The following is a 14,465-nucleotide window of genomic DNA, read 5'->3' on the forward strand; positions in this document are numbered from 1 at the left end:
ATGTTTTGGTTATTGGCGATTCTCGCCTACCTGCTCGGCTCTCTGTCCTTCGCCATTTTGCTCAGCCGCCTGACCGGTAACCCCGATCCGCGAATGAGTGGCTCGGGCAATGCCGGTGCCACCAACATGTTGCGTCTTGCCGGCAAGAAACTCGCCGTCCTGACCTTGCTCGGGGACCTCTGCAAAGGCCTGCTACCGGTACTGATCGCCGATTTTGCGGGCCTGACGCTGCAAGAACAGGCCTGGATTGGCGTCAGTGCCGTCATCGGCCACCTGTTCCCGCTGTACTTTCGCTTTCGCGGTGGCAAGGGTGTCGCCACCGCTGCCGGAATGCTGTTGGGCCTCTATCCGCCCGCAGCCCTGCTCGCGGTCTGCGCCTGGCTGCTGACGTTCTACCTGACCCGCACCAGCTCACTGGCGGCGTTGATCGCCACACCGTTGACGCTGCCGCTGCTGGCCTGGCAAGAGCCGGCTGCCCTGCTGCCCATGAGCGCGCTCACCGGGCTGATCGTCTGGCGTCATCGCGGCAATCTACGCGACCTGTTTGCCGGGCGCGAACGGCATTTTTAAATACCGCACATGAGCGCCGCTCATCACAACCCCGACAATTGCTCCATTGGCCAGCGCGCCTGCACGCTGATCGCCAGGCTTTCGTGCTGACCGGCCTGCAAACGCTGGCAACCGGCAAACGCGATCATCGCGCCATTGTCGGTGCAGAACTCCGGACGGGCATAAAACACATCACCCTTCATGTCACCGAGCATTTTCTCCAGTGAAGACCGCAACGCCTTGTTGGCGCTCACGCCCCCTGCAATCACCAGGCGCTTCATGCCCGCCTGTTTCAGGGCGCGCTTGCACTTGATGGTCAAAGTCTCCACCACGGCCTGCTGGAACGCCAGCGAGATGTCGCAACGGGCTTGCTCGCTGTCGTCCCCGGCGTTGACACACTGCTGCCAGGTGTTGAGCGCGAAGGTTTTCAAGCCACTAAAGCTGAAAGCCAGGCCCGGACGGTCGCACATCGGACGCGGGAAGAGGAAACGTCCTGCAATGCCTTGCTCAGCCAGGCGAGCGATTTCCGGACCGCCCGGATAATTGAGACCCATCATCTTTGCCGTCTTATCGAAAGCTTCGCCGGCAGCATCATCGAGAGTCTCACCCAGGAGCGTGTATTGGCCGATTCCATCGACCTGAACCAGTTGCGTATGACCACCCGACACCAACAAAGCGACGAACGGAAATTGCGGCGGTTGCGCCTCCAGCATGGGCGCCAGCAAGTGGCCCTCCATGTGGTGCACACCCAGGGCCGGAATTCCCCAGGCGAAGGCCAGCGCCTGAGCGCAGGAAGCCCCCACCAGCAAGGCACCGACCAGGCCAGGACCCGCAGTGTAGGCGATGGCGTCGATCTCGGTCGGCACGCAGTCGGCCTCGGCCAACACCTGACGAATCAAGGGCAGCATGCGTTTGACGTGATCTCGCGAGGCCAGCTCCGGCACCACGCCGCCGTAGGCGCGGTGCAGGTCGATCTGGCTGAACAGCGCATCGGCCAGCAGGCCGCGCTCACTGTCGTAAAGTGCGACACCGGTTTCGTCGCAAGAGGTTTCTAATCCCAGTACTAGCATGGGTTTGCGCCTTGTTTAGGCTGAATTCGAAGGCGCGCATAATAGTCGCCACGTGATGCCCCGACCAGCGGTTTTCGATCAGAGGCTTTGCATTCCGGGCGATGAGGGGTTAACATCCGCAACCCTTAAAAACCGACGTCTTCAAGTGCTCTTTTGCCACGAGGATGTTGACCCCGGTAATGAATGAAGGTAGCTCTGGATGCCAGCCGTCAAAGTAAAAGAGAACGAACCCTTCGACGTAGCTCTGCGTCGTTTCAAGCGCTCCTGCGAAAAAGCCGGTGTACTGGCTGAAGTTCGTAGCCGCGAATTTTATGAGAAGCCAACTTCTGAGCGTAAGCGTAAAGCAGCAGCCGCTGTTAAGCGTCACGCCAAGAAAGTTCAGCGCGAACAGCGCCGCGCCGTTCGTCTGTACTAATACACAGACGTTCGTAGCAAGCTTCTGCCAAGCCCGGCCCTCAGCCGGGCTAATGGCATTTGCGGATATCGCTTGATGCTTCACCGTCAAAGCCGCAGACGCGACCGAGACAAACCTGCTTCACAGCGTCAGACCTGGCTCTTTTGCCAGCGGTGCACGTCTTTTCTGACGAGCCTTCCAAGGCTACTGACGAGCACACCCACTGATTCCTCTCACGACGATCAGCCCAAGGCACCTTCTTGCGTGCCCGCTTATGAGCGATCCGAGGCCATCGACTGGTCGCAGCGGATTTCAGCGCAATACTTTCAAATAGTCGAATACTGATTGGTACTAACGTCAGTGGATTTTCGGCAGATACACTTCCCGACAGCGATTACGCAGACGACACAGGTCGAGCCGCAAACTTTTGCGCCTCAAGTAACGACCCGCGCTCGTTCGCCGTTCGTTTTGGATCCATTGCAGATGACGAGAACGCCATGGCCGGGCTAATTCCCCAGAGCTTCATTGACGACCTTCTGAACCGCACCGACATCGTCGACGTGGTCAGCTCGCGCCTGCAAATGAAAAAGGCCGGCAAGAACTACACCGCCTGCTGCCCGTTCCACAAAGAAAAAACCCCGTCTTTCAGCGTCAGCCCCGACAAGCAGTTCTACTATTGCTTCGGCTGCGGCGCTGGCGGAAACGCTCTCGGCTTCATGATGGATCACGACAATCTGGATTTCGTCCAGGCAGTCGAAGAACTGGCCAAAGCCGCCGGCATGGAAATTCCCCGCGAAGAAAGCGGCCGACCGCATAAACCGCGGCAGCCGACCGATTCGCCGCTGTATCCGCTGCTCACCGCCGCCGCAGAGTTTTACCGTCAGTCCCTGAAAAGCCATCCATCGCGCAAAGCGGCTGTGGATTACTTGAAAGGCCGCGGGCTGACTGGTGAAATCGCCCGGGACTTCGGCCTCGGCTTCGCCCCGCCCGGCTGGGACAATCTGTTCAAGCACTTGAGCAGCGATACCCTGCAACAGAAAGCCATGGTCGATGCCGGCCTGCTGATCGAGAACGCCGAAACCGGCAAACGCTATGACCGCTTTCGCGATCGCGTGATGTTCCCGATACGCGACAGTCGCGGGCGCATCATCGCTTTCGGCGGCCGGGTACTGGGCGACGACAAACCGAAATACCTGAACTCACCGGAAACCCCGGTATTCCATAAAGGCCAGGAACTCTACGGCCTTTATGAAGCACGCAAGAACAACCGCAATCTCGACGAAATCATCGTCGTCGAAGGCTACATGGACGTCATCGCCCTTGCCCAGCAGGGTCTGCGCAATGCCGTCGCCACGCTAGGCACCGCCACCAGCGAAGAACACTTGAAACGGCTGTTTCGCGTCGTACCCAACGTGCTGTTCTGCTTCGACGGCGACCAGGCTGGTCGAAACGCCGCCTGGCGGGCACTGGAAGCGACCCTGCCCTGCCTGCAGGATGGGCGGCGCGCACGTTTTCTGTTCCTGCCCGAAGGCGAAGACCCGGACACCCTGGTCCGCTCCGAAGGCACTGACGCTTTCCGCGCGCGAATCAACCAACACGCCCAGCCATTGGCGGATTATTTTTTCCAGCAGTTGACCGAAGAATCGGACCCACGCTCGCTCGAAGGCAAGGCCCACATGGCCACCCTCGCCGCGCCGCTGATCGACAAAGTCCCGGGCGCCAACCTGCGCATCCTGATGCGCCAGCGCCTGACCGAAATCACCGGCCTCAACAGCGAAGCCGTGAGTCAGTTAGCGCAAAGCGCGCCACAGGAAGCGCCACCGGCCTACGACCCGGGCATCGATTACGATGCCATGCCGGATTACAGCGACTACCATCAGCCGCAAGCACAAGAGATGTACGCGCCGCAGCAGGAGTGGACACCGAAGAAACCCGGTGCCGGCGGCAAGAAATGGGACAAGAAGCCCTGGGACAAGAACGGCAAACGCGGCGGCGATCGTGATCAACCCCGCGCGCCACGGGTGCCGGCAGCCGTAGAGCCGCCGACACTGGCCGCCTTGCGCACACTACTGCATCACCCGCAACTGGCCGAGAAAGTCGAAGATGCCGGGCACTTCGCTGCCGAGGATCACACCAACACGCAATTGCTGGTGGCATTGCTCGAAGCCGTACAGAAGAATCCCAAGCTAAACTCATTTCAGTTGATTGCACGCTGGCACGGTACGGAGCAAGGACGTTTGCTCAAGGCGCTGGCGGAAAAGGAATGGCTGATTGACGGAGATAACCTTGAACAACAGTTTTTCGACACCATTACTAGCTTGTCAGCCCGCCAACGCGAGCGAAACCTGGAACAACTTCTCAGAAAAGCACGTCAAAGTGAGCTGAGTGCCGAAGAGAAAAATCAACTGCGCGACCTTTTAAGTCGCAATGTTTCCGCATCAAGCCCGACCTCAACTGGCGCGTGAGGTCATAGCTCAGGTATAATCCTCGGCTTGTTTTTTGCCCGCCAAGACCTTCAGTGGATAGGGTGTTATGTCCGGAAAAGCGCAACAGCAGTCTCGTATCAAAGAGTTGATCACACTTGGTCGTGAGCAGGGTTACCTGACTTACGCGGAGGTCAACGACCACCTGCCGGAGGATATTTCAGATCCGGAACAGGTGGAAGACATCATCCGCATGATCAATGACATGGGGATCAACGTATTCGAGGTTGCGCCAGATAAGGATTCCCTTATGCTGGCCGACGCCGATACCGACGAAGCCGCGGCCGAAGAGGCAGCAGCAGCGTTGGCAGCGGTCGAGACCGACATTGGTCGCACCACCGACCCAGTGCGCATGTATATGCGTGAAATGGGTACGGTAGAGCTCCTCACACGTGAAGGCGAAATCGAAATCGCCAAACGTATTGAAGAGGGCATCCGTGAAGTGATGGGCGCAATTGCGCACTTCCCTGGCACGGTTGACCATATTCTCTCCGAATACACTCGCGTAACCACCGAAGGTGGCCGCCTGTCCGACGTCCTGAGCGGTTATATCGACCCGGACGACGGCATTGCGCCGCCTGCTGCCGAAGTGCCGCCGCCTGTCGATCCGAAAGCCGTGAAAGCGGACGACGATACCGACGACGATGACGCCGAAGCGACCGATGACGAAGAAGAAGCCGAAAGCGGTCCGGATCCGGTCATCGCCGCACAGCGTTTTGGTGCTGTCTCCGATCAAATGGAGATCACCCGCAAGGCGCTGAAAAAGCACGGTCGTGGCAACAAGCTGGCAATTGCCGAGCTGGTGCTTCTGGCTGAGCTGTTCATGCCGATCAAACTGGTGCCGAAGCAATTCGAAGGCCTGGTCGAGCGTGTTCGCAGTGCCCTGGATCGTCTGCGTCAGCAAGAGCGCGCGATCATGCAACTGTGTGTTCGTGATGCCCGCATGCCGCGTGCCGACTTCCTGCGCCAGTTCCCGGGCAATGAAGTCGACGAAAGCTGGACCGACGCACTGGCCAAAGGCAAAAGCAAATACGCCGAAGCCATTGGTCGCCTGCAACCGGACATCATTCGTTGCCAGCAGAAGCTGACCGCGCTGGAGACCGAAACCGGTCTGACGATTGCCGAGATCAAGGACATCAACCGTCGCATGTCGATCGGTGAGGCCAAGGCCCGCCGCGCGAAGAAAGAGATGGTCGAAGCCAACTTGCGTCTGGTGATCTCCATCGCCAAGAAGTACACCAACCGTGGCCTGCAATTCCTCGATCTGATCCAGGAAGGCAACATTGGTTTGATGAAAGCGGTAGACAAGTTCGAATACCGCCGCGGCTACAAATTCTCGACTTATGCCACCTGGTGGATCCGTCAGGCGATCACTCGCTCGATCGCCGACCAGGCCCGCACCATCCGTATTCCGGTGCACATGATCGAGACGATCAACAAGCTCAACCGTATTTCCCGGCAGATGTTGCAGGAAATGGGTCGCGAACCGACTCCGGAAGAGCTGGGCGAACGCATGGAAATGCCTGAGGACAAGATCCGCAAGGTATTGAAGATCGCTAAAGAGCCGATCTCCATGGAAACCCCGATCGGTGATGACGAAGACTCCCATCTGGGTGACTTCATCGAAGACTCGACGATGCAGTCGCCAATCGATGTTGCAACCGTTGAGAGCCTTAAAGAAGCGACTCGCGAAGTTCTGTCCGGCCTCACTGCCCGTGAAGCCAAGGTTCTGCGCATGCGCTTCGGTATCGACATGAATACCGACCACACCCTTGAGGAGGTTGGTAAGCAGTTCGACGTTACCCGTGAACGGATTCGTCAGATCGAAGCCAAGGCGCTGCGCAAGCTGCGCCACCCGACGAGAAGCGAGCATCTGCGCTCCTTCCTCGACGAGTGATCACAGAACCCCCGGCCCAGGCCGGGGGTTTTGCTTTCTACAGATTAAATTCCCCGCGCTCTCCCCCCGCCGAATTGCCCGTCTACACTCGAATCATTCCCCCAGACCATAACGAGGCCGTTATGCCCAGACTGCCGACCGTGCTTTTTTTGCTGTCGCTGATAACCTGGACCGCAACGGCTGGCGCGCTGACTCTAACCGACGAAGAACGTAGCTGGCTGAAGGCTCACCCGGACTTGCGCCTGGGTGTCGATGCGTCCTGGCCGCCCTTCGAGTTTCGCGACGATCAGGGCCGCTATCAGGGCCTTGCAGCGGATTACATCGACCTGATTCGCCAACGCCTGGCCATCAAGCTCACGCCCATCGAGCCGGTCAGTTGGACGGTCGTCCTGGAGCAGGCCAAACAAGCCAAGCTGGATTTGTTGCCGGGCATCATGTCGACCCCGGAACGTCAGTCTTATCTGTCGTTTACCCGCCCTTACCTGGATTTCCCGATTGTCATTCTGGCTCATGTCGGCGGCCCCCAGCCGCGCAAACTCGAAGAGCTGTACGGCCTGAAAATCGCCGTGGTGGAAAACTACGCACCCCATGAACTGCTGCGCACTCACCACCCCGATCTGAATCTGGTAGCGATGCCCAACGTCAGTTCAGCCTTGCAAGCCTTGGCGACCGACGAAGTGGACGCAGTCGTCGGCGATCTTGCCTCCAGCGTCTGGAGCCTGCGCCAACTCAAACTGGACGGACTCTACGTCAGCGGAGAGACGCCCTACCGCTATCAACTGGCCATGGGTGTACCTCAGAGCAACAAGATACTGGTCGGCATCCTGGACAAAGTCCTGGCAGACATGACCCCGGAAGAAATAAACGCAATCCAGGAGCAGTGGGTCGGCAACGTCCTCGATCACCGCACATTCTGGTCCGATCTGCTGGTCTACGGCCTGCCGGGATTGCTGCTGCTGATCGTCGTGCTGGCAGTGGTTATCCGGATCAATCGCCGACTGAGTTCGGAAATTGCCCGCCGTGTCGATCTGGAACAGGAACTGCGCAGCAGCGAATACCACTATCGCGGGCTGGTGGAGAGCCTTTCGGCCATCGCCTGGGAAGCGCGGATCAGCGATTTCACCTACAGCTATGTGTCGCCCCATGCCGAGGATCTGCTCGGTTATCCCCTGTCTCATTGGCTGATTCCGGGCTTCTGGCGCAACATCATTCACCCCGCCGACCTGACCCGCGCCCAGACCTTCTGCGATCACGAAGTCCTGGCTGGGCGCGATCACAGCCTCGATTACCGGGTCATCACCGCCGATGGTCGCTGCATTTGGGTGCGCGACATCGTCAGCCTGATCGAACACGGCCATGAACCGGTCATGCGCGGGCTGATGATCGACATCAGCGAAGCCAAACGGACTGAAGAAGCGCTTCGCCTGTCGGAACAGAAATTTGCCTCGGTGTTCCAGCAATGCCCGGACATTCTGGTCATCGCGCGCCTCTCCGATGGCTGCCTGCTGGAGGTCAACGAAGCGTTCGAAGAACAGATTGGTCTCAAGGCCGAAGACGTCATCGGCCAGACGGCCACCGACCTGAACATCTGGGGCATACCCGGTGTAGGTCCCGGGCTGTTGCAACGCTTGCAGGCCGGCAGTATCCGCAACCTGGAGATGCCCTTTCGCCGCAACAATGGCCAGGTGTTTACCGGACTGATCTCCGCTGAACCGTTTGACCTCGATACCACCCCGGCGCTGGTAGTGGTTGTGCGGGACATCAGCAAACTCAAGGAAACCCAGCAACAACTGCAAACCTCCGAAGAGAAATTTGCCAAGGCCTTCCACGCCTCCCCCGATGGCCTGCTGCTGTCCCGACAGAGCGACGGTTTGCTGCTGGAGGTCAACGAGGGCTTCAGTCGTATTACCGGTTTCAACAGCGCAATGTCGGTGGATCGTTCGGCGCTGGAGCTGGGGATCTGGGTCAATCTCAACGAACGCAAACAGATGCTTGATCTGCTGCACCGGGACGGTTTCGTCCGTGACTTCGGATGTCATATTCGCCGCAGCGACGGGCAGATTCGCCTCTGCGAAGTCTCCAGCCGTCCGCTGCCGATCGGCGATGAGGATTGCATGCTGACCATCGCCCGGGACATCACCGAGCGACACCTGATGCAGGAAAAACTGCAACAGGCCGCCACCGTGTTCGAGAGCACCGCCGAGGGCGTTTTGATCACCGATACGCAGCAGCACATCAGTGCGGTCAATCGCGCGTTTACCGAAATCACCGGTTACAGTGAGAGCGAAGCGCTGGGCCACACCCCCCGCCTGCTAGCCTCAGGCCTGCATGACAGCGCGTTCTATGCAGCCATGTGGCATCAGTTGACCGCGGAAGGTCATTGGCAAGGCGAGATCTCCAACCGACGTAAAAACGGCGAGCTTTACCCGAGCTGGCTGACCATCAGTGCCGTGCGCAACCGCGATAAATTCATCACCCACTTTGTCGCGGTTTTTGCTGACATTTCCAGCCTCAAACATGCCCAGGCCAAGCTTGACTACCAGGCGCACCACGACCCACTGACCGGGCTGCCGAACCGCACACTGTTCGAGAGCCGGTTGCTGACTGCACTCAATAATCAGCAAGAAAACGGTGGCCAGGGTGCCGTCCTGTTCCTGGACCTGGACCGCTTCAAACACATCAACGACAGCCTTGGCCACCCGGTCGGCGACCTGCTGCTCAAGGGCATCGCGGTGCGCCTCAAAGAGCAACTGCGCGATATCGATACCGTGGCGCGCCTGGGTGGCGACGAGTTCATCATCCTGCTCCCTGGCCTTCAACAGTCCAGCGACGCCGACAACATCGCGACCAAGCTGCTCAATTGCTTCGCTGCGCCGTTCCAGGCAGGCGTACACGAGTTTTTCATCAGCGCCAGCATCGGCACCAGCCTCTATCCCAAGGACGGCTGTGACGTCGCCACACTGGTCAAGAACGCCGACGCGGCGATGTACCGCTCCAAGGCCAAGGGCCGCAATCGGGTCGAAAGCTATACCCGCGACCTCACTGCCCAGGCCAGCGAGCGAGTGGCGCTGGAGCACGAACTGCGACGCGCCATCGAACGCAATGAGCTGCACCTCTATTACCAACCGAAGATCAGCCTTGCCGACCATCGCCTGGTCGGCGCAGAAGCGCTCATTCGCTGGCGGCACCCCACCTTTGGCGATGTGCCGCCGGAACACTTCATCCCCCTGGCCGAAGAAAACGGCATGATCCTGCAGATCGGTGACTGGGTACTCGAGAACGCCTGCCGGCAAATGTACGAATGGAATCAGGTCTACGAATGCCTCGGCCCGCTGTCGGTCAACCTCGCGGGCGCCCAACTGCGCCAGCCGAACCTGCTGGGCCGGATCGAGCAACTGCTCAAGGACAACCACCTCAGACCCGATTTCCTGCAACTGGAAATCACCGAAAACTTCATCATGAGCCAGGCAGAAGAAGCGCTCGCGGTGCTGCATCAACTCAAACACCTGGGCGTGCAACTGGCGATCGACGACTTCGGCACCGGCTACTCGTCGCTGAGCTACCTCAAACGCCTGCCGCTGGACATTCTCAAGATCGACCAGTCTTTCGTCCGCGGCCTTCCGGATGATCCCCACGACGCGGCCATCGTGCGTGCCATCATCGCGCTCGGCCGCAGCATGCAATTCACCATCATTGCCGAGGGCGTCGAAACCCTCGCGCAGCAGCAATTCCTCGCTGCGGAAGGCTGTGAACAGATCCAGGGCTATATCGTTAGCCTGCCCCTTCCCCCCAACGAATTCGCCGCGACGTTTCTTCGTACAGCGGTATTGGATTTTTCGGATAGCACAGCCGAGAAACCGTCGCTATAATCCGCGACCTACTGAGGGCCTATAGCTCAGTTGGTTAGAGCAGGGGACTCATAATCCCTTGGTCGTAGGTTCGAGTCCTACTGGGCCCACCAAACACGAAAGCCGCGCAATGCGCGGCTTTTTCGTGGCTGACACTTGGGTTTCTATTGATGGGTGTTTCGGCATGGATGGCGACGAACTCCAAGATTAAGTCGCGGGATGAGCCCCGAGTTTTCGCTTTCAATCCTCATACGCGCAGATCACCCTCGGGTTAAGAAACAACGTTTAATGCTGGAATGCCCTGCACCGGCCGCAGCCGTTCAAGCATTTCACCCGTCAACACAACCTCATACGTATCCGCCGCCCTACCCCACTGCTCCACGAGGACCATGCCGTCTACCAACGCCCTTGCCAATTCGGTAATCGTATCGGCCAATGCCTCTACGATTGTTTGAGTCCGCAACCACAGGCGATCAGTTATCTCTTTAAGTTCAGCCGCTATGCGGTCAGACGACGCTGGATCCGTATCGGGGTAGGCGATATTGCGCAGCAAGTGCCGTAACTCTCTTATTTTTGCGTAGTCCTGTTCTGCCCCCAGCTCTCCTTTCAGGATGGCTGACGCTTTGGACTTATCGATGAGTTTCCTGGACGAATGTTTTGAAGCCAATGTCTGCCCCATAGCGCCAGCGAAGAGGACCATCATCCGAGCTTCCAAATGTTCCTTCATGGCTTCTATCGACAAAATCGACCGCACCAAGGTAATGGAAGCCCCCCCTTGATGCCTTAGGTCCATGGTCACTGTCAGGGTCACGCCGCCCGTTGCAAACCCCAAGGCTCGGGCCATGACGTAGTGGCCCATTTCGTGATGTGCGATCTGCAATGCGTGATCCCGAATAGCGGGAGGCATCTTCTTCGTCATTTCCATAGCCTCGCTTCCCTCGATTTTCGCATTCGACTACGAGTGACTGTTGCTGTCCATCCTGTCATTTCGTTGATGGCGTAGTACTCAGCCAAAAAAGCCGCGCAACTGCGCGGCTTTTTCGTACCTGCGATTCAGCCTTTACTCGGGCAAGGCGTACGCAATTACGTAGTCCCCACGGTCCGTCGACTGACGTGCACCGCCAGCGGTCAGCAGAATGTACTGCTTGCCGGTTTTCGGCGAAACGTAAGTCATCGGCCCTGACTGGCTACCCACAGGCAAACGAGCCTTCCAGATTTCATTACCGTTGCCAGTATCGAAAGCACGCAGGTAGAAGTCCTGTGTGCCGGCGAAGAACAGCAGGCCGGACTGGGTAGCCAGGGACGCGCCGAGGGTTGGCATGCCGATAGGAATCGGCAGGTGCATGCGGATGCCCAGCGGGCCGGTGTCCTGCACGGTGCCCACCGGCACCTGCCACACAAGTTTATGGGTCTTGAGGTCGATGGCCGACATCGTGCCGAACGGGGGTTTCTGGCATGGAATGCCGACCGCCGAGAGGAAGCGTTCGCGCATCGCACCGAACGGCGTGCCTTCCTGTGGCACGACGCCCATTTCGATGCCACTGGCCCCGGCGGCGATCTTGTCGCGCGGGATCATGTAGTTGGCCAGACCCAAGCGCATATCGTTGACGAACATGTAGTTGGTGTTCGGATCAACCGAAACGCTGCCCCAGTTCATGCCGCCCAACGAGCCCGGGAACTGCAACGCACGATCAAGGCCCGGAGGGGTGTAGACGCCTTCGTGGCGCATGCCTTTGAACTGGATGCGGCACATCAGTTGATCGAACGGCGTGGCGCCCCACATGTCGGATTCGGTCAGTTTCTGGTTACCGATTGACGGCATGTCCACCGAGAACGGCTGGGTCGGCGAATAGCGTTCGCCGGGCACGTTGCCCTGCGGCACCCGGCGCTCTTCTACGCGGGCGATCGGCACACCGGTTTCGCGGTTGAGCAGGAAGATCTCGCCCTGCTTGGTGACCTGCGCCAAGGCTGGCTGGGTGCCGCCCTTGTCGTCAGACACGTCGTACAGCAGCGGTTGTGCCGGCAGGTCGAAGTCCCATAGATCGTTGTGAGTGGTCTGGAAGTGCCAGCGCACCTGACCGGTCTTCACATCGATCGCAACGATGGAAGAGTTCCATTTGTCATCGAACGCCGTGCGCTGACCACCGAAGAAGTCCGGGGTGGCATTGCCGGTTGGCAGGTACACCAGACCGAGTTTGGCGTCGTAGGACATGGCCGACCAGACGTTCGGTGTACCACGGGTATACGTCTCACCGGCCGGAGGCCGTTTGGTGGTGTTCGGGTTCCCCGGATCCCACGCCCACATCAGCTCACCGCTACGCACGTCGTAGGCGCGGACCACACCAGGCGGCTCGCCGGTGGAATAGTTGTCAGCCACACGGCCACCGACGATTACCACATCACCCGCTACCAATGGCGTCGAGGTTTGTTGGTAATAACCGGGTTTCACTTCGCCCATGTCGGTTGTCAGGTCGACGGTGCCTTTGTCGCCAAATTCTTCGCATGGCTTGCCGGTTTCGGCATTAATTGCGATCAGGCGGGCATCGCCGGTCGGCAGAAACAGACGTTTCGTACAGGCAGTAGGCTGGTCGGTTGTAGCCGCAGCGCTGGAATCGAAGTAACCCAAACCACGGCAGCGTTGCCAGTTTGGCGCGGTGCCTTGCGGGTCGAACTTCCAGCGCTGGGCACCAGTGTCGGCATCCAGGGCGAAGACTTTGCCGTAGGCGGTGCAGGTGTAGACCGTGTCACCGATTTGCAGTGGGGTGTTCTGGTCTTCGGCGCCGGCGCCGGTACTTTCCGGGATGTCACCGGTGCGGAAGGTCCAGGCCACTTGCAGCTTGTCGATGTTGCTTTTGTTGATCTGGTCCAGCGCGGCGAAGCGGTTACCGGCCGTGGTGTTGCCCCAATGGGCCCAGTCTTTCTGCTCGGTGCCCGGTGCTACGGGCGTAACAGTCGGTTCACTGGTGGCTTTGACCACGTGGGTCGGCACAAACATGTAAGCCAGGGTCGCGACGACGCCAACGCCCAGAATGCCCGCCAGACCATAAGCACCTCGGCCAGCACTGGCGCCGGACGCGCGAACCAGCGTCGGATAAACCAGTGCGACAACCAGGCCGATCACAGCGAAAGTCAGCACCCGCGAAACCAAAGGCCAGTATTCGAAACCGGCATCCCACACCGCCCAGATCGCGGTCACGATCAACGCCAGGCCATACATCCACGCGCCCTGTGGTTTACAACGGGCGATCATCAGCCCGGAAACCAGCATTGCCAGCCCCATCAGCAGGAAGTACCAACTACCGCCGAGTGAGACCAAATATCCACCGCCGCCCGCGAGGCCGAGCCCGATCAATGCAATCAGGACACCCAGCCCCACCAGTAACCATCTGCCGCCACCGGCAGCCTCAGAATTATTCATCGCGAAAATTTTCCCCATTTGTGACAAGCGCGAAATAATGTACTACCTGGTTACTTATGGCAAATTGTCGCAGGTAAAAATGGCATGAACGGCACTGAAGCTAGATCAAACATCCGCTGTACGGGCTGTGCCTGTAACATGTTTGCCCATTGATCTGTGCCGCTGGAGACGACCCTTGCCTGACACCCGCCCGCCCGTTCTTGACGAAATCGACCGCCAATTGATTGCAGCCTTGCAGATCAACGCCCGCGAAAGCGTGGCCATGCTCGCTCGCCAATTGGGCATCGCCCGCACGACCGTCACTTCGCGGCTGGCGCGGCTGGAAAAAGCCAAAGTGATCACTGGTTATGGCGTGCGTTTGGGTCAGCGCGTGGTGGATGGCGGGTTGCAGGCGTATGTGGGGATCACGGTGCAACCGCGATCCGGCAAGGAAGTGTTGCGACGTCTCAGCGCGATGGCCCAGGTTCAGCAGTTGTGTGCGGTGAGTGGCGAATTTGACTATGTGGCGTGGCTGCGTACTGACTCGCCGGAGCAGCTGGATCAACTGCTGGATCAGATTGGCAGTGTGGATGGGGTGGAGAAAACGACGACGTCGATCATCCTGAGTAGCAAGATTGATCGGGGGCAGCCGGTTTGAGTGCAATCCAGGTGGGAGCGGGCTTGCTCGCGAAAGCGGCATGTCAGGGAATATTGAAGTCGACTGACACACCGCTTTCGCGAGCAAGCCCGCTCCCACATTGGTCAGTGTGCATCGTTTGATCGTCACTTTGATCAGACAACTAGCAAATCGACGACACATTGCGTCT

Annotated in this window: 9 protein-coding genes and 1 tRNA gene; 7 read left to right on the forward strand and 3 right to left on the reverse strand. The window is 58.9% G+C overall.

Features of this window, described 5'->3' with window-relative positions; genetic code table 11:
* Positions 1-570 (forward strand): glycerol-3-phosphate 1-O-acyltransferase PlsY, encoded by a 570-nt coding sequence (plsY, locus tag ACA055_RS27400; RefSeq protein WP_497681388.1) that lies wholly within the window; start codon positions 1-3, stop codon positions 568-570.
* 23 nt (positions 571-593) lie between these two features.
* Here plsY and tsaD read toward each other — a convergent pair whose 3' ends face one another.
* On the reverse strand, positions 594-1,619 hold the full coding sequence (tsaD, locus tag ACA055_RS27405; protein ID WP_497681389.1) for a tRNA (adenosine(37)-N6)-threonylcarbamoyltransferase complex transferase subunit TsaD: 1,026 nt from the start codon (positions 1,617-1,619) through the stop codon (positions 594-596).
* A 199-nt stretch (positions 1,620-1,818) separates the two neighbouring features.
* On the opposite strand from tsaD, the gene rpsU reads away from it, so the two are divergent.
* From rpsU to ACA055_RS27430, 5 genes are all read left to right on the forward strand, one after another.
* On the forward strand, positions 1,819-2,034 hold the full coding sequence (gene rpsU / locus ACA055_RS27410; RefSeq protein WP_002551877.1) for a 30S ribosomal protein S21: 216 nt from the start codon (positions 1,819-1,821) through the stop codon (positions 2,032-2,034).
* A 476-nt stretch (positions 2,035-2,510) separates the two neighbouring features.
* Positions 2,511-4,478 (forward strand): DNA primase, encoded by a 1,968-nt coding sequence (dnaG, locus tag ACA055_RS27415; RefSeq protein WP_497681390.1) that lies wholly within the window; start codon positions 2,511-2,513, stop codon positions 4,476-4,478.
* A 67-nt stretch (positions 4,479-4,545) separates the two neighbouring features.
* On the forward strand, positions 4,546-6,393 hold the full coding sequence (rpoD, locus tag ACA055_RS27420; RefSeq protein ID WP_438658098.1) for an RNA polymerase sigma factor RpoD: 1,848 nt from the start codon (positions 4,546-4,548) through the stop codon (positions 6,391-6,393).
* Between the two features lie 122 nt (positions 6,394-6,515).
* On the forward strand, positions 6,516-10,262 hold the full coding sequence (locus ACA055_RS27425) for a bifunctional diguanylate cyclase/phosphodiesterase (protein WP_497681391.1): 3,747 nt from the start codon (positions 6,516-6,518) through the stop codon (positions 10,260-10,262).
* A 15-nt stretch (positions 10,263-10,277) separates the two neighbouring features.
* Positions 10,278-10,354: transfer RNA gene (locus ACA055_RS27430), tRNA-Ile, on the forward strand.
* A gap of 158 nt (positions 10,355-10,512) precedes the next feature.
* Here the strand turns inward: ACA055_RS27430 and ACA055_RS27435 are convergent.
* Positions 10,513-11,160 (reverse strand): peptidase M41, encoded by a 648-nt coding sequence (locus ACA055_RS27435; protein WP_497684500.1) that lies wholly within the window; start codon positions 11,158-11,160, stop codon positions 10,513-10,515.
* 141 nt (positions 11,161-11,301) lie between these two features.
* Positions 11,302-13,659 carry a glucose/quinate/shikimate family membrane-bound PQQ-dependent dehydrogenase gene (locus tag ACA055_RS27440; RefSeq protein ID WP_497681392.1) on the reverse strand — a complete coding sequence of 786 codons (2,358 nt, stop codon included), beginning with the start codon at positions 13,657-13,659 and terminating at the stop codon, positions 11,302-11,304.
* Positions 13,660-13,834: 175 nt separating this feature from the next.
* Between ACA055_RS27440 and ACA055_RS27445 the strand changes: the two genes are divergently transcribed.
* Entirely contained in the window at positions 13,835-14,296 is a 462-nt protein-coding gene (locus ACA055_RS27445; protein WP_007980298.1) for an Lrp/AsnC family transcriptional regulator, read from the forward strand.
* The last annotated feature ends 169 nt before the right edge of the window (positions 14,297-14,465 follow it).

The sequence above is a fragment of the Pseudomonas sp. LBUM1657 genome, assembly GCF_059716075.1.

What these genes read in the sequence shown, in the direction of transcription:
- plsY (WP_497681388.1), top strand. Translation starts at nt 1, where the DNA reads ATGTTTTGGTTATTGGCGATTCTCGCCTACCTGCTCGGCTCTCTGTCC.
- tsaD (WP_497681389.1), bottom strand. Translation starts at nt 1,619, where the DNA reads ATGCTAGTACTGGGATTAGAAACCTCTTGCGACGAAACCGGTGTCGCA.
- rpsU (WP_002551877.1), top strand. Translation starts at nt 1,819, where the DNA reads ATGCCAGCCGTCAAAGTAAAAGAGAACGAACCCTTCGACGTAGCTCTG.
- dnaG (WP_497681390.1), top strand. Translation starts at nt 2,511, where the DNA reads ATGGCCGGGCTAATTCCCCAGAGCTTCATTGACGACCTTCTGAACCGC.
- rpoD (WP_438658098.1), top strand. Translation starts at nt 4,546, where the DNA reads ATGTCCGGAAAAGCGCAACAGCAGTCTCGTATCAAAGAGTTGATCACA.
- ACA055_RS27425 (WP_497681391.1), top strand. Translation starts at nt 6,516, where the DNA reads ATGCCCAGACTGCCGACCGTGCTTTTTTTGCTGTCGCTGATAACCTGG.
- ACA055_RS27435 (WP_497684500.1), bottom strand. Translation starts at nt 11,160, where the DNA reads ATGACGAAGAAGATGCCTCCCGCTATTCGGGATCACGCATTGCAGATC.
- ACA055_RS27440 (WP_497681392.1), bottom strand. Translation starts at nt 13,659, where the DNA reads ATGAATAATTCTGAGGCTGCCGGTGGCGGCAGATGGTTACTGGTGGGG.